Origin of the sequence: Stenotrophomonas sp., from assembly GCF_032061965.1 — a bacterium.
Lineage (GTDB): Bacteria > Pseudomonadota > Gammaproteobacteria > Xanthomonadales > Xanthomonadaceae > Stenotrophomonas.
Genome location: NZ_DAMBEF010000006.1, coordinates 141000 through 162348, shown reverse-complemented (window position 1 = coordinate 162348; position 21349 = coordinate 141000). Strand labels below are relative to the sequence as shown.

General features: G+C 63.8%; 19 protein-coding genes. 6 read left to right on the top strand and 13 right to left on the bottom strand.

The genetic code is table 11. The features are described 5' to 3' along the window. Positions 1-55: 55 nt before the first annotated feature. On the bottom strand, positions 56-1264 hold the full coding sequence (locus tag RT460_RS05180; protein WP_313317565.1) for an efflux RND transporter periplasmic adaptor subunit: 1209 nt from the start codon (positions 1262-1264) through the stop codon (positions 56-58). A gap of 504 nt (positions 1265-1768) precedes the next feature. On the opposite strand from RT460_RS05180, the gene RT460_RS05175 reads away from it, so the two are divergent. After that, positions 1769-2791: a LysR substrate-binding domain-containing protein gene (locus RT460_RS05175; RefSeq protein ID WP_313317564.1), complete on the top strand. Its 1023-nt coding sequence runs from the start codon at positions 1769-1771 to the stop codon at positions 2789-2791. 52 nt (positions 2792-2843) lie between these two features. On the opposite strand, the gene RT460_RS05170 is transcribed toward RT460_RS05175, so the two are convergent. The 5 genes from RT460_RS05170 to RT460_RS05150 form a co-directional block, all read right to left on the bottom strand. Further along, a complete protein-coding gene (locus RT460_RS05170) occupies positions 2844-3293 on the bottom strand; it encodes a hypothetical protein (RefSeq protein ID WP_313317580.1) in 450 nt (149 codons plus the stop codon). A gap of 245 nt (positions 3294-3538) precedes the next feature. Next, positions 3539-4150, bottom strand: coding sequence for an inorganic diphosphatase (locus RT460_RS05165; RefSeq protein ID WP_313317563.1), 612 nt, complete (start codon positions 4148-4150; stop codon positions 3539-3541). Between the two features lie 4 nt (positions 4151-4154). Continuing rightward, a complete protein-coding gene (locus RT460_RS05160; protein ID WP_313317579.1) occupies positions 4155-5501 on the bottom strand; it encodes an FN3 domain-containing metallophosphoesterase family protein in 1347 nt (448 codons plus the stop codon). A gap of 23 nt (positions 5502-5524) precedes the next feature. Further along, positions 5525-6541, bottom strand: coding sequence for a phytase (locus RT460_RS05155; RefSeq protein ID WP_313317578.1), 1017 nt, complete (start codon positions 6539-6541; stop codon positions 5525-5527). An 89-nt stretch (positions 6542-6630) separates the two neighbouring features. Continuing rightward, the gene (locus RT460_RS05150; protein ID WP_313317577.1) at positions 6631-9150 is read right to left on the bottom strand and encodes a TonB-dependent receptor; all 2520 of its coding nucleotides are present in this window, start codon (positions 9148-9150) and stop codon (positions 6631-6633) included. 203 nt (positions 9151-9353) lie between these two features. On the opposite strand from RT460_RS05150, the gene upp reads away from it, so the two are divergent. Then, positions 9354-9986, top strand: a complete 633-nt coding sequence (upp, locus tag RT460_RS05145) for a uracil phosphoribosyltransferase (RefSeq protein WP_313317562.1) — start codon at positions 9354-9356, stop codon at positions 9984-9986. Positions 9987-10113: 127 nt separating this feature from the next. On the opposite strand, the gene RT460_RS05140 is transcribed toward upp, so the two are convergent. The 6 genes from RT460_RS05140 to rsmD all read right to left on the bottom strand — a co-directional run bounded on the left by RT460_RS05140 (position 10114) and on the right by rsmD (position 15372). Further along, positions 10114-11004 (bottom strand): MBL fold metallo-hydrolase, encoded by an 891-nt coding sequence (locus tag RT460_RS05140; RefSeq protein ID WP_313317561.1) that lies wholly within the window; start codon positions 11002-11004, stop codon positions 10114-10116. A 309-nt stretch (positions 11005-11313) separates the two neighbouring features. After that, positions 11314-13056 (bottom strand): gamma-glutamyltransferase, encoded by a 1743-nt coding sequence (gene ggt / locus RT460_RS05135; RefSeq protein ID WP_313317560.1) that lies wholly within the window; start codon positions 13054-13056, stop codon positions 11314-11316. A gap of 2 nt (positions 13057-13058) precedes the next feature. Next, a complete protein-coding gene (locus RT460_RS05130) occupies positions 13059-13337 on the bottom strand; it encodes a YfhL family 4Fe-4S dicluster ferredoxin (protein ID WP_313317559.1) in 279 nt (92 codons plus the stop codon). Between the two features lie 414 nt (positions 13338-13751). Next, positions 13752-14243, bottom strand: coding sequence for a hypothetical protein (locus tag RT460_RS05125; RefSeq protein ID WP_293706202.1), 492 nt, complete (start codon positions 14241-14243; stop codon positions 13752-13754). A gap of 41 nt (positions 14244-14284) precedes the next feature. Next, a complete protein-coding gene (coaD, locus tag RT460_RS05120; protein ID WP_313317558.1) occupies positions 14285-14788 on the bottom strand; it encodes a pantetheine-phosphate adenylyltransferase in 504 nt (167 codons plus the stop codon). Continuing rightward, positions 14785-15372, bottom strand: a complete 588-nt coding sequence (gene rsmD / locus RT460_RS05115) for a 16S rRNA (guanine(966)-N(2))-methyltransferase RsmD (RefSeq protein WP_313317575.1) — start codon at positions 15370-15372, stop codon at positions 14785-14787. Before rsmD ends, coaD begins: the two co-directional genes overlap by 4 nt. A gap of 225 nt (positions 15373-15597) precedes the next feature. On the opposite strand from rsmD, the gene htpG reads away from it, so the two are divergent. From htpG to RT460_RS05095, 4 genes are all read left to right on the top strand, one after another. Then, positions 15598-17502, top strand: a complete 1905-nt coding sequence (gene htpG / locus RT460_RS05110) for a molecular chaperone HtpG (protein ID WP_313317557.1) — start codon at positions 15598-15600, stop codon at positions 17500-17502. Positions 17503-17865: 363 nt separating this feature from the next. Next, complete coding sequence (gene ftsY / locus RT460_RS05105) at positions 17866-19287, top strand: signal recognition particle-docking protein FtsY (RefSeq protein WP_313317556.1); 1422 nt, start codon at positions 17866-17868, stop codon at positions 19285-19287. Between the two features lie 152 nt (positions 19288-19439). Continuing rightward, positions 19440-20495 carry an A/G-specific adenine glycosylase gene (gene mutY, locus RT460_RS05100; RefSeq protein ID WP_313317555.1) on the top strand — a complete coding sequence of 352 codons (1056 nt, stop codon included), beginning with the start codon at positions 19440-19442 and terminating at the stop codon, positions 20493-20495. Positions 20496-20512: 17 nt separating this feature from the next. Then, the gene (locus tag RT460_RS05095; protein ID WP_057626035.1) at positions 20513-20788 is read left to right on the top strand and encodes an oxidative damage protection protein; all 276 of its coding nucleotides are present in this window, start codon (positions 20513-20515) and stop codon (positions 20786-20788) included. An 89-nt stretch (positions 20789-20877) separates the two neighbouring features. Here the strand turns inward: RT460_RS05095 and RT460_RS05090 are convergent, their stop codons facing one another. Continuing rightward, on the bottom strand, positions 20878-21336 hold the full coding sequence (locus RT460_RS05090; protein WP_313317554.1) for a DUF6491 family protein: 459 nt from the start codon (positions 21334-21336) through the stop codon (positions 20878-20880). Positions 21337-21349: the final 13 nt, after the last annotated feature.

The window sequence follows — 21349 nt, the reverse complement described above, 5'->3', positions numbered from 1 at the left end:
GATCCGGGAGCAGACAAGCGGCCGGCAACCCCGCCGGTGGAACCTATGAAGCGGTTTAGTTGATGCTGCTTACGCGCTGTGCTGCGGGTGCGGCAGCCACGCGCTGCATCGCAACCGCCTTGGCCTGCACCGGCATGCCGGGCATGAAGACCTTCTGCACGCCATCGACGATGACCTTGTCGCCGGCAACCAGTCCCTGCGCGATGATGCGCAGGCCATCGGCATTGCGACCGAGCTGGACATCGCGTCGCTGCGCCTTGCTGTCCTTGTCCAGCACATAGACATACTTGCGGTCCTGATCCGTCAGCACCGCCTTGTCGTCGATCAGCACCGCCTGGAACTGGCCGCTGCCCAGCAACCGCACGCGCGCAAACAAGCCCGGGGTGAACTGGCGATCGGCGTTGTCCAGCAGCGCACGCACGCGGATGGTGCCGGTGCTGCGCGCAACCTGGTTGTCGAGGAAGTCGACCTTGCCTTCATGCGGGAATCCATCCTCGCCGCTCAGCCCGACCTTCACCGGCAGGGCCTGGTCGCGCTCGCTCGGACGTTCGCCGTCGCGCGCCATCTGCGCATAGCGCAGGAACGTCGACTCATCGGCATCGAAGTAGACGTGCACCGTGTCCAGCGAGACCAATGTGGTCAACACGCTGGCCGCATCACCGGCGGTGACCAGATTGCCCGCGGTGACCATCGCGCGGCCGGCGCGGCCATTGATCGGTGCACGTACCTTGGTGAACTCAAGATTGAGGCGGGCTGCGTCAAGCGCGGCCTGTGCCGCTTGCACCTGTGCGCCAGCCTGGTCGGCACTGGCGCGGCGCTGCTCGGTCGTTTCCGCAGCGATGGCCTGCTGTTCGGCCAGGCGACGCGCACGTTCGGATTCACTGCGGGCAAGGCCTGCCTGGGTGCGCGCGCGGTTCAACTCCGCCTGCGCACGATTGAACTCGGCCTGGTAGCTGCGCGCATCGATGGTGAACAGGACGTCGCCCTTCCTGACCTCCTGCCCTTCAACGTAGTTGACCTTGTCGATGTAGCCGGACACACGCGGCCGCAGCTCAACACTCTCTACCGCCTCAACGCGGCCGCTGAACTCGTCCCACTGGGAAATCGGCTTGACCAGCACCGGCGCCACGCTGACCTCCGGCGCAGGCGCGGCGGTATTTTCGGCGTGGCCACCGCTGCAGGCGACGAGCACCGCCATCGCCAGCACCGAAACGCCGGTCAGCGCAGCGCGGCGCAGCTTGGGGGAAGGGGAAATACCTTTCATTGCATGCTCCATGGGGGAGGTAATAAGGGTTTTGAAAAAGACGACACGGGTCCCGGCGTCAGCATCGCGGCGGCTTATGCCGCGGCAACCTGCGCCAGGACCGTCCGTCGAACGCGAAAAGTGCTGCGAACCGCGCCGGCCACTGTCCCGCTTGCGGAAATTTTTGGACCACAGCTGGGACAAACTGACCCAGCACTTGCCACAACCGCCGTACCTGCCGCGGGCGCGTGGCGCCGACAGCGGCGCCAACCGTCACTTCGTCGATGCCTGAAAACCGCAATGTATTCAACCGATTGCAGACCGATGGTGATGGCAAAGCGTTGCGATAGCTGGGTTCGCGGCGTGAGCCGGAGAAGAGGGGCTGGGAGGGCAGACGCATGGCTGCTTATCCGTTTAAAGGACAGGCCACTAAGGTAGAGATCAAATCCATACTTGATTAGTACGAATTCAAGGGAATAATCATCCCGTCGCCGGCACAATTCCGCTGCCGCTAGGGCTCCCCCCATGGCCAACGATCTGAACGACACCCTGATCTTTGTAAAAGTCGTCGAACAAGGCAGTTTCACCGGTGCCGCACGGCAACTTGGCCAACCCAAGACCACGGTCAGCCGCAAAGTGCAGGAACTGGAAACACGCTTGGGCGCCCGCCTCCTGCACCGGACCACGCGGCGCCTGGGACTCACCGAAGCTGGAACGGTGTATTACGAGCATTGCCAACGTATCGCACGCGAACTGGAGCAGGCCGAGAGTGCCGTCAGCCAGCTGCAGTCCGGCCCACGCGGCTGGTTGCGCTTCACCGTGCCGTATTCGGTGGGCACGACCTGGATTGCCCCATTGCTGGGCCAGTTCCAGGCCCAATACCCCGAGATCCGATTGGACATGCACCTGGGCAACGAAACCCTTGACCTGATCTCCGGTGAAGTGGACATGGCGCTGCGGGTTGGCCCCCTGCCCGACTCCAATCTGATCGCGCGCAAGCTTGGCACCTTGCGCACCCAGGTCTTTGCCAGCCCAACCTACCTGGCCTTGCATGGCGAGCCACAGCATCCCGACGAGTTGCAGCAGCACCGCACGCTGGCGGTTCGCAAGGCCTATCACGCCCCCAACCACCGCTTCACCTGGCCGTTGGCCGAGGCCGGCGGCGAGATGCGCGAGTTCCCAGTCAATCCGTTGGTGGTGGTCAACGACCCTTCCGCCCTGAACGCGGCCCTGGTCGCCGGTGAAGGCCTGATGCTCAGCAGCGACGTGATGGCCAAGCCCTACGTCGAATCCGGGTTGGTGCGTCAGGTATTGCCCGGCTGGACCGGCCCGGACTATGACTTCAACGCGGTGTTCGCCGGCGGCAAGCTGGTATCACCCAAGGTCCGGGTGTTCATTGATTTCCTGGTCGCCAAGCTGAATTTCGACGCCAACTACATGCTGCTGCAATGCCCGAACGCCAAACGGCTGGCAGACATCGAGCAGGAGTACCAGGAACGGTCGAAAGCCCACCCCAAACTGCGGGTGGTCGAGGCGCTGAGCGCCTGATCAGGCGAGCATGGCGGTGCCAGACAGCACCGCCACCCCTGGCGCGGTTGCTTCAGTAACCGCGCAGATAAGGCCAGACCGGCACGATCTGCACTTCCCGGCAGCCGTCATAGCGACTGCAGCTGCCGAAATAGCCCGGGCCGGAATAACGCTGGCGGGCATCACGGTTGTACGGGCTGTTGTAGAAGTCCGGCCGATAGAGATGGCCCGCGCCATGGTAGCGATAAGGGGTCAGGCCTTCGTCGGCGCTTGGCCGTGAGGTCAATGCCAGGGCCGGGGTGCCCGCATCATCGACGTAGCCGAACTCGTTGTCGTAACGGACCAATCGGTAATACACGGTTTCGCCGCCCTGCGTGCGGCTGTGCAGCCGCTCGAGTTGGCCGCCACCGGCATCGACATAGGCTTGGCCACCGTCGAAAAGTACTTCGCTGGGGTTGACGATTTCTTCCTCCAACGGCGGCGCAGCAAGCGCTGCCCCGGCCATTGCGACCAACACGGCCATCAACGCGGCCTTGCCCAGTTTCTTCCCCATCATGCGCATGACAATCCTCCGTGATTGGGCCACCGCGCCATTGGCGTGGCGGCCCGTCGTGATCGCCCGACGTCCCCTTGTCGGCAGGCAGGTCATTACTTCTCAACGCGTCTTGTTGGTGGATACCGCTGAGGCACCCCCAGGCCGACGCTGCGGAACCAACCCGCCGGAGTATAAGCGTCGTGGCCATTCACGTCGTGAAGCCGGCCCGCAGTTCAGCGCGCCGGCTGCCCGGGTCGATAGCGCAGCAATGCCTGACGTACGACCTGGCGCGCCTCCTCGGCGCCACCCCAACCATTGAGCGTGATGTCGGCAGCACCCGGCAGTTGCTTGTAGGTGCGGAAGAAGGCTTCGATGCGCTGCTTCTCCATGGCTGGCAGGTGTTCCAGGCTTCGCACCGCGGTGTAGGTCGGATCCACCGCATCCACCGGCACACCGATGATCTTCTCATCGGCCTCACCCTTGTCCACCATGCGCAGCACCCCCAATGGCCGGAACCGCACAGTCGCACCGGGCTGGATGGGGAGCCGCGTCAGCACCAGCGCGTCCAGCGGGTCGCCATCACCGGCCAGGGTCTGCGGCATCGAACCGTAGTTGGCCGGATACGCAACCGGCATCGACAGGAACCGGTCCACGCGCAGTTCACCGTGCTCGCCCAGCTCGTACTTGATGGCTCCCCCCGCTGGAATTTCCACCACCAGCAACGCCTCGTCCGGGGCATTGGCCGGTTGCGGCAGATCGAACGGATGCAGCAGCTCCCCAGCCACCGCAAACGACGCTGCCATCATCAGCAATCCACCGCAAAGCAGCGCTTGCGCTCGCTTCATGCACTCACTCCCAGCACCGGTCGTCGCGCCCCTTGGGTGACACCGGGCGGGGGCAATCGCGCTGCGGGATGCGCCCTTCGCTGATCTCACTGAAATGCTTCGCCCCCTGCCCATCACGCCGGATCTGGAACGCGTCATACAGCCGTCCGGTCGCCGTGCGTGCCTCGTAACGCAGCGCTTTGTCATCCAGGCGCAGCACCTGGAACAACTGCGTATCCTCGGCGGTGGGCTTCATCGTCGCGCGTGCCTGTGCCGACAGCCGATACTGTTTTGGGCCTGCGACGGACGAAATGTACTGCGGCAACGCAGCGTCCTCATCGGCACGGCGGCCATAGGTGTGATCATGCCCCTGCAGCACCAGATCCACCTTGTGCCGCTGCAGGACCGGGCGGATCTCACTGGCCAGCACTGAGGTGTCCCGCTCGGCACGCAGCGGATACAGCGGCTGGTGCACCACCACGATGTTCCAGGGCTGCGAGCTGCCTGCCAGCACCCCATCCAGCCAGTCGGCCTGTGCTTTGGCGGTACCAAGATCGAGCGCCGAGGTGCCGTCCAGCACCGCTACGCGCAACCCTTGGTAATCGAACCAGTAACTGGTACGGGCAGCCGCTTCGGCGCCGTTGGCCGGCAGCGCAAACGTCACCGGCCAATGCTTGCCGAGTACGCGACGTTCCTGCGGCGTGTCCTCGAACTCCTCGAAGTACTCGTGATTGCCAGCCGCCGGCGCCACCGCCATGCCGGGCAGCAACCAGCCACCTGCAGCGAACCACTCGCCCCACTCGTTGTCGTCCTCGCCATCGCCCCCGCTGACAAGGTCCCCGGCAAAAAGTGCCAGGCGTGCATCCGGCGCCGTCTGCCAGCCTTGGCGGATCACCCGGCTGACATGGCTGAGGTTCTTGTTCTGGGTATCTCCGAAATACAGCACGGTCAGTGGCTGCCCGGCAGCGGCAGCGGTGCGGAAGTGTTGCCACGCGCCCCAGGTGCCCTGCCCCTGCACGCGATAGGCATACAAGGTATCCGGCTGCAGCCCATCAATACGCGCGTGATGATGCTGGCTGTCACCGTTCTCCGAGTGCAGCGCTTGGCTGCTGGCCTGCACTTGGCGCACCTGGCCCATGTCCGGGGAATCACCGGCCTCGGTTACTTCCAGCAAGGGTGGCTGCGCCAGTGGCGCGGTTCGCCAGGCAACGGCAAAGCCAGTGCCCGCATCCTGCGCCGGCGACGCCACGATCCGATCAGGGAAGCCGCTGGCGGCATAGTGAAGGCTGCCTGCTGGCACCTGCGTATTGGGCTCGGCAGCTGGAACGGCCCCCACCGTCCCAGCTGCGCCCAACAGGGCCGCCAACAGCAGCCCTGGCCTCAACCCCTGCAACCTCACTTCGTGCAGTCCTGCGGCAGTGACAGAGCGCGAGCGATATCACGCCAATCGAATGCAACCACACCCTGGTCGTCGTGCACGGCATACAACGCGCCTTGCGGGAAGCGTGCCGACACCTGCTGGCTGTTCCAGATGCCATCGGTATTGGCGACCGTATTGCCATGGAATGACCCCACCGGCGCCAAGGTCTTGCGGTCAAACAGATGGAAGGTGCTGCGGTCCTTGCCCTGTTCCGTGGTGATCCACCAGCCGCCCTCACCGCAGGTGCGAAGCATCACGCCCTCGGCCTGGGCCTTGAACAGACCGCGACCGAAGGTCTCGCCACTGAAATCACCGGCCAGGTTGTAGACCTTGAATTCGCTGGCGTAGGTTTCATCTTCCTCGGCAATCAACAGACGGTCATTGGCCGGGTCGCCCCAGATCGACTCGACCACGCGCAGCGCACCCTTTGGAGAGCTGTCGCCGATGCTGCGTACCAACGTGGCCGTTACCGCGCTGCTGTCGACAGTGACGTGGTAGCGGCGCACGCGTTCGTTCAAGCGCTCCAGCGCAGGCAGGATGTCGTTGCCGGCAGCGTCCTCACCGTCGTCGTACGAATCGGTGACATACACATCGTAGCCACCCTGTTGCGGGTTCACCCACAGGCCGTATGGCTTGCGCAGATCACTTCCGGCGAACACGCCCAGGGGCCTGAAGTCAGGCAACTGCAGCACCTGCACGCGATGGTTGTCGCGTTCAACGATGAACAGCAGATCGCCCTGCACCGCGATGCCATTGGGACGATCAAACTGTCCCGGCGCAGTACCGGTGCTGCCGACATCACGCAGGTGCTTGCCGGTCTGGCCGTCATAGACCACCAGCTTGTCGGTGGCCTTGGCGGTGGCAATCAGCCACACCTGGCCGTCAGCGCCGCGCCAACTGGCAGGCGAGTCGATGTTGTCGGCCGGCGTCATCGGGGTAAGGAAGGCTTCGGCAATCCGCTTGGCGGGTGCCGCGGTGGCGCCCTCGGCCAGATCGGCAGCGGACGGCGGCGTCGAAGGTTTCGGTGCCGGCTGGCAGGCGCTCAATCCAAGTGCGACAGCGGCGCAAAGCAGCGCGGCCCTCACAGTGCCACCTTCACGCCGACGGCGTAGGTGCGGCCGTATTCCTCGTTCTGCAGCGTGCGGGAACGCACGCCCTGGTACAACTCCAGCGGCTCGTCCAACAGGTTGGAGGCCTCCAGGTACAGACTCACGTTCTTGCTCACCTTGTAGTCCAGGCTGAAATCGAGCTGCGTATGCGGCGCGACGTAAATATCAAAAGCGCGGCTGTCACCGATGGTATCCAGGTATTCGCTGCGGTAGACACCGGCAAGACGCGTGCTGAGGCCACCCCATTCGTAGCCGATATGCGCGCTATAGATGTTCTTGGATGCGCGCGGCAAGGTGAAATCGTCGTTCTCGCGATCGGCGATACCCGGATCAAAGTCGGTATCCAACCAGGTGCCGCTGGCACCCACCAGCAGCCCGGACCATGCGCCCGGGAGAAAACTCAGCTGCTGCTGCCAGTTGAATTCCGCGCCGAACACCTTGGCCTTGTCGCCATTGATTGAACGGGTGACCTCGAAATCCGGGTACTCGGGATCATTCTTGGTCACCGTCTCCACGATGTAGCCGTCGATGGACTTGTGGAACAGGCCGAGGGAGATGATGCCGCTCTCACCCAGATAGCGCTCGAACGAGAAATCCAGGTTGGTGGATTCGTAGGGGTCCAGGTTCGGGTTGCCGATACGGGCCTCTTCGTCGTCACGATTTACCGCAAGGCGCGGGGATACGTCGCCAAACGAAGGCCGCGCCACGGTCTTGTTGACCGAACCGCGCAGCACCCAATCATTGTTGGTGTCGTAGCGCAGGTGCAGCCCTGGCAGGACGCTGGTGTAGCTGTTGTTGGCCGTACGTGGCGTCACGGTGACGGTTTCCCCATCCGCCGCGACATCCACATCATTGCCCGTGGCATTGAATTGGGTGTTTTCCACGCGTACACCACCGATCACACGGAGTGCACCGATATCCCAGGTGCCCATCGCATAGGCCGCCAGGATGTCCTCGTTGGCAACATAGTCCTCTTCCAGCGAGGTCATCATGTTGCCAGCGACGTCGCCGGATCTCGCGCTGTACTGGCCACCATTGGCAGCCCACCACGCGCGCATCGCCGCCGAGCTCATGCCTTGACCCAGGCTGCCGCCACGGTGATCCAGGGTCTTGCCGTTCCAGCCGGACAGGTCGACATCCGGGCCGCTGCGCAGCTCGACTTCATCGACATTCACATCACGCTCGCGCCAGCGGCCCAGCACGCCAAACTTGTAGCTGGCCTTGTCGCCATCAAAGCGGATATTGACCTGTGCGCTGCGCTCGCTGTCGTCGATCTGCTTGGGCGACAGCACCACGCGATCGAAGGCATAGTTGCCATTGTCCATCCAACCGCTGTCGCTCAGGCTCAGGCCGGGGATGCCGCTGTTCTGGTCAAGCGTTGCCGACAGGTCGGCACCGTCGTAATCGAAGCGCGCCTCCATCTCGTCGTTTACCCGCTCGCGGGTCTTGGTGTAACCCACCCGATAGTCCAGCACCGCGCTGCTGAGACGGTTCTCGCCACCCAAGCTTGCCGCGAAGGTGTTCTCTTCCTTGGTGCGGTAGCGCATGCGCTTGCTGATGGCATCGGCAGGCAAGTCATCCACCTGGTAACGACCGCCAACCAGGGCCGAAATCTCACCGTCCCCAAGGCCGAAGATCGTGCGCTGGCGAGTCTCAGCGTCATCGAACTGACTGTAGAGAGTGCGCAGGTAATAGCGGTTGTCCTCGTCCGGACGCCAGTCGAAATTCAGGTTGGCCCCGGTGCGCTCACGCTCGATGGTGTACTTGCGGTGCTGCAGGTCGACAGCGACAAGATCATCATCGGCGCCACCATCGAAAGTGTCGTACTCGACTTCAGTGTTGTCGGATTCGAACGTACGCTTCTGGTAATTCACGCCCAGCGCCACGCCGAAGGTGCCGCCGAATACTTCGCTGTAGTTGAACGCGGCCTTCGGGCTGGTTTCACCGGACAGCTCCTGGTGGCTGCCTTCCAGTTTGCCCTTCAGCGAGCGCCCGTCACGATCAAAAGCGGAGGCCGATTCCACCACCACCGCGCCACCGATGGCGTCACCTGGCATATCCGGCGTCGCCGCCTTGATCACGCGCAGGCGCTCGGTGGATTCAGAAGGAATGACGTCCAACGGGGCCGCGCGGGAAGAATCCTCCGGCGTGCCAATGGCGATGCCGTCGATGCTGACGCTGTTCAAGGCCGCATCCAGGCCACGGATCACGACGAAGCGGCCTTCGCCCTGGTCGCGGGTGACGCTGACGCCTGGCAGGCGTTGCAGCGACTCGGCGACGTTCAGATCCGGGTAGTCGCCCATCGAGTCGGATGCAACCGCATCCTGCACGCCGTTGGCATCGCGCTTGAGCTCGACCGCGCGGATCTGTGCCTCGCGCTGGGCACGCACCTCGATGCGCTCCAGGTCGACCGCTGCCGCGGCCCCGCTGGCCACGACGGCAGCACTACCGTCCGGTGCCGCCTGTTGCGCCTGCGCCGGAACGGCGGCCATGCAGGCCACCGCGGTTGTCACCGCCACCACCAAGACACTCTTGCGCACTACAGCCCCCGATCCATGTAAAAGATGGGTCAGCAAGGTATGTCCGTACAGTTGCATGTCCATGACAGCGGCGGGACTGGAATATTTCAGTCACATACTGGCCGGGTACACAGCGGCTGCGGCAAACTGTGCGCTCTCCCCTGCCGTAAGCCACCATGAAAATCGTCGAAGTCCGCCACCCGTTGGTTCAACACAAAATCGGCCTGCTGCGCGACGCCGCAATGAGCACCAAGGATTTTCGTGAGGTAGTCAATGAGTTGGGCACCTTGTTGGCCTATGAGGCGACCGCCAACCTGGAGACCGAAAGCCACACCCAGGCAGGCTGGGCCGGCCCGGTCCAGGTGCAGCGCATTGCTGGCGCCAAGATCACCGTGGTACCCATCCTGCGCGCCGGCCTGGGCATGCTCAGCGGCGTCCTGTCACTGATTCCGGCGGCGCGCGTAAGCGTGGTTGGCCTACAACGCGACGAGGAAACCCTCCAGCCGGTGCCCTATTTCGAGCGCCTGACCGGGCGCCTGGAAGAGCGCGACGCGCTGATTCTCGACCCGATGCTGGCCACCGGCGGCACCTTGATCGCCACCATCGACATGCTCAAGCGCGCCGGCGCCCGTCGTATCAAGGGCATTTTCCTGGTCGCCGCGCCTGAAGGGCTGAAAGCGCTTGAGGCCGTGCACCCGGACGTGGAGGTTTATACCGCCGCCATTGATGAGCGACTGAATGAGAAGGGCTACATCCTGCCGGGTCTCGGCGATGCCGGTGACCGCATCTTTGGTACGCGGGTGGGTTGAGCCGGCCGGCGCGGCTATCCGAATGCAAACAGGCGCCGTTGGCGCCTGTTTTTTTGATAGCAAGCCTTGCGGCCCCTGAGCGCGGTGGTGACGACGTCCCTGCCGAGCATGGCTCGGCACTACGGTCTCATGCGGCCAGGGTCCTGGCTTTCAACTCGCTGACCTCATGGGCGGTGCCGAACCGCCCCTTGTCGTCACGCACAACCTGGGCCATGGCGCATTCGGGGTCATGGGTGAAGAACAGATGCACGTTGCGCGCCAACTTGTCTTCGAGGAAGGCACGTTTTTCGTCGATCAACAGCTCGGCATTGCGGTCGTAGCCCATGGTGATCGGCACATGCACCCAGGAGCGTCCCGGGATCAGATCGGCGCAGAACACGACGCCACCACGCGGCTGGTCACCCACCTGCTCGGGCCCGACAATCTCGGCCAGCATCAAACCCGGCGTATGGCCGTCGCTGAAGCTGAAACGCACCGCCTCGCCCAGCACCTTGGAATACGGACCCGATACGATTTCCAGGCGACCACTGGCCTCCAGCAGCCCCGGCAGTTCCGGTATGAAACTGGCACGGTCACGCGGATGCGGATGCTTGGCCCGCTCCCAATGCGCAGCACCGACAACGAAAGTCGCATTCGGGAACAGCAACTCCGGCTCACGCCCTTCCGACCATGGCGCCAGCAAACCGCCTGCGTGATCAAAATGCAGATGGCTGAGCACCACCACGTCGATATCTTCGTGCTCAAAGCCCGCCAGTCGCAGTGAGTCCATCAGCACGTGCTGCGGTTCCTGCACGCCAAAGCGCTCGCGCAATTTCGGCTCGAAGAAGGCGCCGATGCCTGTTTCGAAAAGCACCGTCTTGCCAGCAAGCGGGCTGGCAAGCAGCGCCCGGCACGCCAGCTCGATCCGATTGCGGTCGTCCGAGGGCGACCATTTTTCCCAGAGGGCCTTGGGCGCATTGCCGAACATTGCGCCGCCATCAAGCTTTTGCGAGTTACCGCGGATTGACCATAGTTTCATATGAAAAATTCTAACCGGGCCACGTTAAATATTCGCAATGCCGCAGCGCCGAAATATTGACGCAATGGACAGGGCAATCTGGCAGTCCGAACCCCATCATATTCTCCTCGATCGCATCCGAAGCCGTGCCCACTTTGCAGCAGCCGCTGCCCATTGCCACCTGCGCTTGTTCCTACCGGCTCAGCAATGACGCGGACGAACAGCGGACAGGAATAATCGATTGAGGTCTGCGGACAGAAAGCTGCAGCCACAACATCCGGAACCCGTTGCGCGATTAAAAAAAACCCCGCCGTAGCGGGGTTTATCAACTCACTCCTGCTTGCCGGGTTTCCCAACCTCGGCACTTCCCACCGGGTTGCGCGGGTCACTTCCGCCGCTGAGGGTATTGGTACTGCGGTTCCATTCCACGGTCTGCAGGTTGCCCCACACGTGGCTGGAGCCGCGGCCACCGGCGGCGGCATCGCCTGGCAGGTCGATCTTGTGCCCCATCGCCTGCAGTTGCTTGACCACCTCCGGCGAGAACGCACCAGTTTCAGCGGAGATCTCGTCCGGCAACCACTGGTGGTGGTAGCGCGGCAAGGCCGCAACCTGCTGTGCATCCAGGCCGGCGTCGTAACCGAGGATACCCAGCAGCACCATGGTGATGATGCGGCTGCCGCCCGGGGTACCAATCACGATCACCTTGTCGGCGTTCTCCATGAAGGTCGGCGTCATCGAGCTGAGCATGCGCTTTCCCGTCTTTGGCGCGTTGGCCGCGTAGCCCATCACGCCGAACGCATTCGGAGTACCCGGCTTGAGCGCGAAGTCGTCCATCTCATTGTTCAACAGCACGCCGGTGCCGGCTGGAATCAAGCCGGATCCGTACAGCAGGTTCACCGTCTGCGTACCCCCAACGCGATTGCCCTCACCGTCAATGATGGAGAAGTGGGTGGTCTCGTCGTCTTCCAGCGGCGTCGGGTTGCCCGACAACAGGTCGCTCGGCGTAGCCTTCTCCGGATGGATGGTGGCGCGCAGTCCCTGCGCGTAATCGCGGCTGGTGAGCACCTTCTGCGGGATATCGACGAAATCGGGGTCACCCAGGAAGAAGGTGCGATCACGATAGGCGCGGCGCATCGCCTCCACCACTAGGTGGGTGCGGTGGGCTTCATCCATCGTGTTGATATCCCAACCTTCCAGAATCTGCAGCATCGACGCCAAGGCGATGCCGCCGGAGGACGGCGGCGAGGCGGTGGTGATCTTCCAGTCGCGGTAGTTGAAAACGATGGGCTCGCGGGTCTTGACCGTGTAACCAGCCAGCTCCTCGGCCGTCCAGCGGCCCCCGGCCTGCTTCACGCCAGCAAGCAACTTGCGCCCGGTTTCGCCGCGATAGAAGCCGTCAAAGCCATTGCTGGCCAACAGTTGCAGGGTGTGCGCCAGCTCCGGCTGCTTGAAGATATCGCCTTCGGCAATGGGCTTGCCATTGCGCAGGTACACCTCGCGCGTCCCCGGGTAGCGCTCCATTACTTCACGCCGCGATTCATAACCGCGCGCCATGCGTGCGTATACCGGGAAGCCATCGGTGGCGACGCGGATCGCCGGGGCCAACGAGTCGGTCAGCGGCAGGCGGCCATGTTCGCGCGCCAGCTTCACCAGCGCCGCCGGCAACCCGGGGATGCCGGCCGACCACGGGCCGTTGACCGAACGATCGCGGTCAAGGTCGCCCTTCTTGTCGAGGAAGGCCTCGGGCGTGGCGGATTCCGGCGCGGTTTCGCGCGCATCCAGCATCAGGTCCTTGCCGGTCTTGGCATCATGCAGCAGGAAGAAACCGCCGCCGCCCAGGCCCGAACTGATCGGCTCAACCACCGCCAATGTCGAGGACACCGCCACGGCCGCGTCGAACGCGTTGCCGCCCTTGCCCAGGATCTCCATGCCGGCCTGGGTTGCCAGCGAATGGCCACTGGCGATGGCGGCGCCATCCGGGTGGCTGGCGCGCGCCGGCGCTGTATCGGCGGCCCACACCACCGGCGAGGACACCAGGGCGACAAGCAGCAGGGAACGGGCAAGGATCTTCATGCCTACGGGTTCTCCGGTTCGTAAAGCTCGGGATGATCACGCTGCAGGCCGGCAAGCTTGGCCAGCAGCTGATCCTGGGTTTCGGGGATATCCGGATCCGGATCGATGCATTCGACCGGGCACACCACAACGCATTGCGGTTCATCGAAATGACCGACGCATTCGGTGCAACGGGCAGGATCGATCACGTAGATCGTCTCGCCCATGGAAATGGCCTTGTTCGGGCAGGCTGGCTCGCATACGTCGCAGTTGACGCAGAGCTCATTGATTTTGAGGGACATACTTCCTGCCTTCCCGTAGCAACGGGACTTTCAACCGATGCCTGCTGATGCCTGTTTCGCGCTGCGGCGGCAGGCTGAACAGTGCGGCGGGCAGCGGGTTGGACAAACAAATACCTGCAATTACACGGGTAATGGCATGGGTGCCGCTGTTGGTTCTGCGAGTTTTGAGACTTGCGCCGCGCCTGCAAACCCTGCCAGGAGCGATCCCCGCCTGCGCGGGGATGACGCACTGGCAAAGGCTGCCAAGAGCGATCCCCGCCTGCGCGGGGATGACGCGCTGGCAAACCCTGCCAAGAGCGATCCCCGCCTGCGCGGGGATGATGCACTGGCAAGCCCCGCCGAGAGCGATCCCCGCCTGCGCGGGGATGACGCACTGGCAAAGGCGGGACCGCTGAGCGGTCCCGCGCCAGTGCGTCACTTGGCTTCGACGAAGATGTAGTCGGCGCCGGTCGGCTTGACGATGGTCTGCACGCGGGCGTTGTCAGCGGCATCGCCGATGAACACCACGCGCACGCCCTTCATCGAATCGGCCTGCACGCCCTTGAAGCCGGCTTCAATCATGTCGGCCATCTTGGCCGATGCCGACGAACCGAAGGCCAGCATGTTGCCCGGCTGGATGCCACGGCCGATGGCGGTGGTGGCGCTCTCAACCTGACGGTCGTACTTGGCAGCGAATTCCGGATCGGACTCCGGCGGCAGGTAGTACAGGAACGGGCTGGAGGTGATGTTGCCCATGTTCTGCACGGCCACAGCCTGCAGGTACTTCTTCCAACCCGCGTCATCATCCTTGGCGGGGGCAACCAGCGCCTGCTGTGCTTCGGCGACCGGAGCAGCTTCTTCCTTCTTGCAGGCCGTGAAAGCCAGCACCATCGAAGCGGCAAGCATCACGCGCATCGTGTTCTTCATGGTTGTTCTCCCTATAGAGGTGTTTGTTACAAAGTTCTGGATTACTGCCCGCGGGCTTCGCGGGCCTTGCGCAACGCTTCCAGCACGGTTGCCGGCACGAAACCGGACACATCACCACCGAGCCGGGCGATTTCGCGCACCAACGAGGAGGAAATGAAGCTGTGCTGCTCGGAGGGGGTGAGGAACAGCGTCTCCACCTCCGGTATCAGATGGCGGTTCATGCTTGCCATCTGGAATTCGTATTCAAAGTCGGACACCGCGCGCAGGCCACGCAGCAGCACGCCGCCATGCACCGAGCGCACGAAGTGCGCCAGCAAGGTGTCAAACCCGACCACCTCCACATTGTCATGGTGCTGCAGTGCTTCCACCGCCAGTGCCACGCGCAGTTCCAGCGGCAGCGTCGGGCCCTTGGCCGGGCTCTGCGCAACGCCCACCACCACTTTCTCAAACAGCGGCGCGGCGCGGTTCACCAGGTCGATATGCCCATTGGTGATCGGGTCGAACGTGCCCGGGTAAACGGCGATGCGGCGGTTGGGTGTGGTCATGCGGGTTCAGTCGCGTTCATGTCGCCGCGAAGTGTAGCAGTGGCCCGCCGGTAGAGGGCATAGGTCACCTCGCGGGTGCCACCCTCACGGTGCAGGGACCAGCCCGCAGGCAACACTGGCGGGGCGCCAGCCGGCGCCTCGACATACAACCAGCCACCATCGGCAAGGTGGCGCGGCAGCTCCGCGATCACCTGATCCCACAGGCCCGCAGCGAACGGAGGGTCCAGAAACACGACATCCACCTGCGCCGGGGCGGACGCCCGCAGCCACTGGACCGCGTCGGCAGCGGTGACAGCCACCTGTCCCGCCGCATCCAGTTTGGCCACCGTGGCCCGCAACGCCGCAACCAGCGCCGGATCACGCTCAACCAACTGCGCCGATGCCGCTCCACGCGAGACTGCCTCCAGCCCCAGGGCGCCACTCCCTGCAAACAGGTCGAGTACCCGTGCCCCCGGCAGCTTGGGCATCAGCCAGTTGAACAGGGTTTCCCGAACCCGATCACTGGTCGGGCGCAGGCCATCCAATTGCGGCACCTGCAAGCGCGTATTGCGCCAGCGGCCACCGATGATGCGGACCTGGCCCATGGCCGCGCCGGGCTTGTTGCCGGTCCGGCTCACGCGGCGCGCTCGGTCGGGCGACACGCTGACACACAATGAATACGGGACATCTGGGCGCTTTGAAGAATTACTGGGGAGACACAAATGATAGACCAGCGCCCTGCCCATCTTGAAAAGCGCCCATTCACCCCTATTCCTGCAGGCAGCCGCCGCGCCATGCGCGGCCCGTCAGCCACGGAGCATCCCCGACCGATGAACGCACCGAACCAGAAAGAGACCCGCGGTTTCCAGACCGAGGTGAAGCAGCTGCTGCACCTGATGATCCATTCGCTGTACTCGAACAAGGAAATCTTCCTGCGCGAGCTGGTGTCCAATGCCGCCGACGCCGCCGACAAGCTGCGTTTCGAAGCGCTGACCCAGCCCGAGCTGCTCGAAGGCGGCGCGCCGCTGCGCATCCGCATCGAGGCCGACCCGGCCGCGCGCACCCTGTCCATCGACGACAACGGTATCGGCCTGAGCCGCGATGAGGCCATTGCGCACCTGGGCACCATCGCCAAGTCCGGCACCGCCGAGTTCCTGAAGAACCTGTCCGGCGACCAGAAGAAGGACTCCAACCTGATCGGCCAGTTCGGCGTGGGCTTCTACTCGGCCTTCATCGTCGCCGACCAGGTCGACGTCTACAGTCGCCGCGCGGGCCTGCCGGCCAGCGAAGGCGTGCATTGGTCGTCCAGGGGCGAAGGCGAGTTCGAGGTCGAGACCATCGACAAGCCCGAGCGCGGCACCCGCATCGTGCTGCACCTGAAGGAAGGCGAAGACAGCTATACCGATGGCTGGCAGCTGCGCAGCCTGATCAAGAAGTATTCCGACCATATCGGCCTGCCGATCGAGCTGCAGAAGGAACATCACGGCGAGGAAGCCGACAAGCCGGCTACCCCGGAGTGGGAAACCGTCAACCGCGCCAACGCGCTGTGGACCCGCCCCAAGTCCGAGATCACCGACGAGGAGTACAAGGAGTTCTACAAGCACATCGCGCATGACCCGACCGACCCGCTGGCCTGGACCCACAACAAGGTCGAGGGCAAGCTGGAATACACCTCGCTGCTGTACACGCCGGGCCGCGCACCGTTCGACCTGTACCACCGCGATGCACCCAAGGGCCTGAAGCTCTATGTGCAGCGCGTTTTCATCATGGACCAGGCCGAGCAGTTCCTGCCGCTGTACCTGCGTTTCATCAAGGGCGTTGTCGATTCCAACGACCTGCCGCTGAATGTGTCGCGCGAGATCCTGCAGTCCGGCCCGGTGATCGACTCGATGAAGTCGGCGCTGACCAAGCGTTCGCTGGACATGCTGGAGAAGCTGGCCAAGGACAAGCCGGAAGACTACGCAGGCTTCTGGAAGAACTTCGGGCAGGTGCTGAAGGAAGGCCCGGCCGAGGACTACGGCAATCGTGAAAAGGTCGCCGGCCTGCTGCGCTTTGCCTCCACCCATGAGGGCAGCGGCGAACAAAGCGTTGCCTTGGCCGACTATATCGGCCGCATGATCGAAGGTCAGGACAAGATCTATTACCTGACCGGCGAGAGCTTCCAGCAGGTCAAGGACAGCCCGCATCTGGAGGTATTCCGCAAGAAGGGCATCGAAGTGCTGCTGATGACCGATCGCATCGATGAGTGGCTGATGAGCTACCTCAACGAATTCGACGGCAAGTCCTTTGTCGATGTCGCCCGTGGCGATCTGGACCTGGGCAAGCTGGAAAGCGAGGAAGACAAGAAGGCCCAGGAAGAAGTCGCCAAGACCAAGGAAGGCCTGGCCACCCGCTTGAAGACCGCATTGGGTGAAGAAGTGGCCGAGGTGCGCGTCTCGCACCGGCTGACCGATTCCCCGGCGATCCTGGCCATCGGCGAACAGGACCTGGGCCTGCAGATGCGCCAGATCCTGGAAGCCAGCGGCCAGAAGGTGCCGGACAGCAAGCCGGTATTCGAGTTCAACCCGAGCCATCCGCTGATTGAAAAGCTCGACGCCGAGCCGGACATGAACCGCTTCAACGACCTTGCCCATGTGCTGTTCGACCAGGCCGCGTTGGCCGCCGGCGACAGTCTGAAGGACCCGGCCGGCTACGTACGCCGCTTGAACAAGCTGCTGCTGGAGCTGTCGACCTGACGATCATGCACGGGAGAGGGCATGTAGTGCCGAGCCATGCTCGGCAGAAGCTTTCCCGGTAAACCCCAGAAGCCGCCCTCACCCCAACCCCTCTCCCGTGAACGGGAGAGGGGCATGTAGTGCCGAGCCATGCTCGGCAGAAGCTTTCCCGGTAAAGCCCCAAAAGCTGCCCTCCCCCCCGCGCCCCGGCCCTTGCGCTGGCGCAAGGGCGTTCGAGGGGAAGCGAACCGGTGGCTCGCAAACTTCCCCTCTCACCCGTGAACGGGAGAGGGGCTTCGAAACACAATGCGGGCGCGCGTCGCACCGCCGGCCACCTGACCGCCGGTGGTAACATAGCCATCTGATTTCAGGCCTTTTTCCTCCATGTTCAGCTTTTTTCGCCGCAAAAAGACCGACGACGCCCAACTGCCCGCAAAGCCGTCCACGCTGAGCATCGAGGAACTGGCCGCCGCCTTCCCGCAGGCACCGTCAGCGCAATCGCCGCTGCCGGCAGAACCTGAGCCGACCGAAGCCGCAGAAGCGCCGGTCCAAGCGAGCGATGCCCCCGCAGCAGCTGTCGAGCCAACAACTGACCTGGCAACGACGCCTGCGCCGGTTGTGGAACCGACCGTCGTAGCGGAAGCCGTGCCTGCGACCGAGCCGGCCCCCGCTTACATAGCACCGACCGTCGAAACCCCTTCGCCTGCAGCCGACGAAATCGCGGCGCGGGCAACAGAACCCAGTGCTGCCCCTGTAACTGCAGCTCCGGTTGCACTGCCAACCGCCACTCCGGCACCGGCTCCCGTCGCAGTCGAAGCCAGCGCCTCCAGTTCAACCGATTCAGACGCAGCACTGATCCCCGCCAATGCCGCTCCCGCTGCACCGGCAGGAAAGGTCGGTTGGCGCGATCGTCTGCGCAACAGCACGTTCGCCCGCAGCTTCGGCGGTCTGTTCTCGCGCAACCCCAAGCTCGACGACGATCTGCTCGACGAGATCGAGACCGCACTGATCACCGCTGATGTCGGCGTACCTGCCACCACGGCGCTGGTCGAAGATCTGCGCAAGCGCATGAAGTCGCGCGAGTTCGCCGACGCCAACGCGTTGCTGGCCGCGCTGCGCGCCGACCTGATCGCAATGCTGCAACCGGTCGCCAAGCCGCTGCTGATCGACACCAATGCCAAGCCGTTCGTGATCCTCACCGTTGGCGTCAACGGGGTCGGCAAGACCACTACCATCGGCAAGCTGGCCAAGCGCTTCAAGGATCAGGGCCATAGCCTGATGCTGGCCGCCGGCGACACTTTCCGCGCCGCCGCTGTCGCCCAGTTGCAGATCTGGGGCGAACGCAATGGTGTGAGCGTGGTGGCCCAGGGCCAGAATGCCGACGCCGCCTCGGTCGCTTTTGACGCGCTGCAGGCCGGCAAGGCGCGCGGCACCAGCGTGTTGATCGCCGATACCGCTGGCCGCCTGCACACCCAGACCGGCCTGATGAACGAGCTGAGCAAGATCCGTCGGGTTCTTGGCAAGATCGATGAAACCGCTCCGCATGAAGTATTGATGGTCATCGACGGCACCACCGGCCAGAACGCGCTGTCGCAGCTGCGTCAGTTCCATGCTGCCGCCGGCGTCACCGGCCTGGTCGTGACCAAGCTGGACGGCACCGCCAAGGGCGGCGTGGTATTTGCGCTGGCCCGCGAGTTCGGCATTCCGATCCGCTTCGCCGGCATCGGCGAACGCCCGGAAGATCTGCGCGTGTTTGACCCGGAGGCCTTCGTCGACGCGCTGCTGCCGCAAGCGCTGGGCGCTTGATCTGAAGCCCCTCTCCCGTTTACGGGAGAGGGGTTGGGGTGAGGGCAAGCTCTACGAGCAGAATCAAAAGCTCTCCTCATCCGCCCCTTTCGGGGCACCTTCTCCCGCAAGCGGGAGAAGGGAAACGCGCAATCGCAAGCCTTCGCGAGCCCATGCCCAACTTCCCCAGCCAACTCCTCACCTGGTTCGACCAGCACGGCCGCCATGATCTGCCCTGGCAGCATCCGCGCTCGCCGTATCGCGTCTGGCTGTCGGAAATCATGTTGCAGCAGACCCAGGTCGCTACGGTCATCCCGTACTTCCTGCGCTTCGTGCAGTCGTTCCCGACGCTGCGCGATCTCGCTGCCACCGACAATGACACGCTGATGGCACATTGGGCCGGGCTGGGCTACTACGCCCGTGCGCGCAACCTGCATGCGGCGGCCAAGCAATGCGTTGAACTGCATGCTGGCGAACTGCCGCGTGATTTCGATGCGCTGCTTGCCCTGCCCGGCATCGGCCGCAGCACGGCTGGCGCCATCCTCAGCCAGGCCTGGAATGACCCGTTTGCGATTCTCGATGGCAACGTCAAACGCGTGCTGACGCGTTATCACGGCATTGCCGGCTTCCCCGGCTTGCCGGCCATCGAAAAGCAGCTCTGGGCGCAGGCTCACGCCCATGTCGCGCAGGTGCCGGCCGGTCGCATGGCCGATTACACCCAGGCACAGATGGATTTCGGCGCGACCCTGTGCACCCGCGCCAAGCCGGCCTGCATCCTGTGCCCGCTGCAGAGCAGCTGCAGCGCACATGCGCAGGGCCGGGTTGATTCATTGCCAACCCCGAAGCCGAGCAAGGTACTGCCCGAGCGTGAGGCCAGCGCCTTGCTGCTGGAGGACTCCGAGGGGCGCATCCTGTTGCTCAAGCGCCCACCGACCGGCATCTGGGCCTCGCTGTGGACCCTTCCGCAGGCCGACACCGACAGCGCGTTGCGTGACTGGTTCGCCAACACCATCAAGGGCAACTACGACAACGCCGAAGAACTGCCGCTGATCGTGCACACCTTCAGTCACTACCGCCTGCATCTGCAGCCCTTGCGCCTGCGCAAGGTCGCACTCAAGGCCAAGGTCGGTGACAATGCCGATCTACGTTGGGTGGCACGCAGCGAGCTCGCCGCACTCGGCCTGCCCGCGCCCATCCGCAAACTGCTGGAACGTCATCCGGCGCACTGATTCGACAGGATTTCACCATGCCCCGCTCCGTCTTCTGCCAATACGAACAACGCGAAACCGAGGGTCTGGATTTCGTGCCTTACCCGGGCGAACTGGGCCAGCGCATCTTCGCCAATATCGGCAAGCAGGCCTGGGCCGCATGGCTGGCGCACCAGACCATGCTGATCAACGAGAACCGTTTGTCGCCGCGCGACCCCAAGCACCGCGCCTTCCTTGAGGAAGAGTTGGTGAAGTACCTGTTCTCCGGTGGCGCGGAAAAGCCGGCCGGTTACGTGGCGCCGGAAGCTCACTGACGCCAGACTGTAGTGCCGAGCCATGCTCGGCAGGGCTTCACCGGTATCGCCTCTGCCGAGCATGGCTCGGCACTACATGCAGCAGCGATCTATTCGCCGCCCGCCTGATCTGCGGCTCGCTCGGCAATCTTGGCCTCGCGCAGCTCTTTCTCCGACGCTTTCAGCGCCTTTACATCCAGCGGCTGGATGGTTTCGATACGGCAAGGCACATGCCCTACCGGTCCGCCGCCCAACACAATCACCCGGTCAAAACGCGCCGACACCTGGCCCATCATGTTGGTAACGCTGATGGCCGGTGCGTAAGACAGATCCATGCAGGGGCCACTCAGGCTCAGCAGCCATGCTTCGCTCGGCTTGGTCCATACCGCCAGCGCACTGTCGCCCAGCTCTGTCCAACCATTGAGTGAACCGAAGTACTTGAAGCTGTTCACCGGCGCACCGGCGTGACTACGGTAAAGCTGCAAGCGCTCGTCGCTGCTCAACTTCCCCGCTGTCGCACAGCCCACCAATGTGGCAGCCAACGTCGCCGCGACCAGTAACTTTTTCATGGCACCTCTCCTC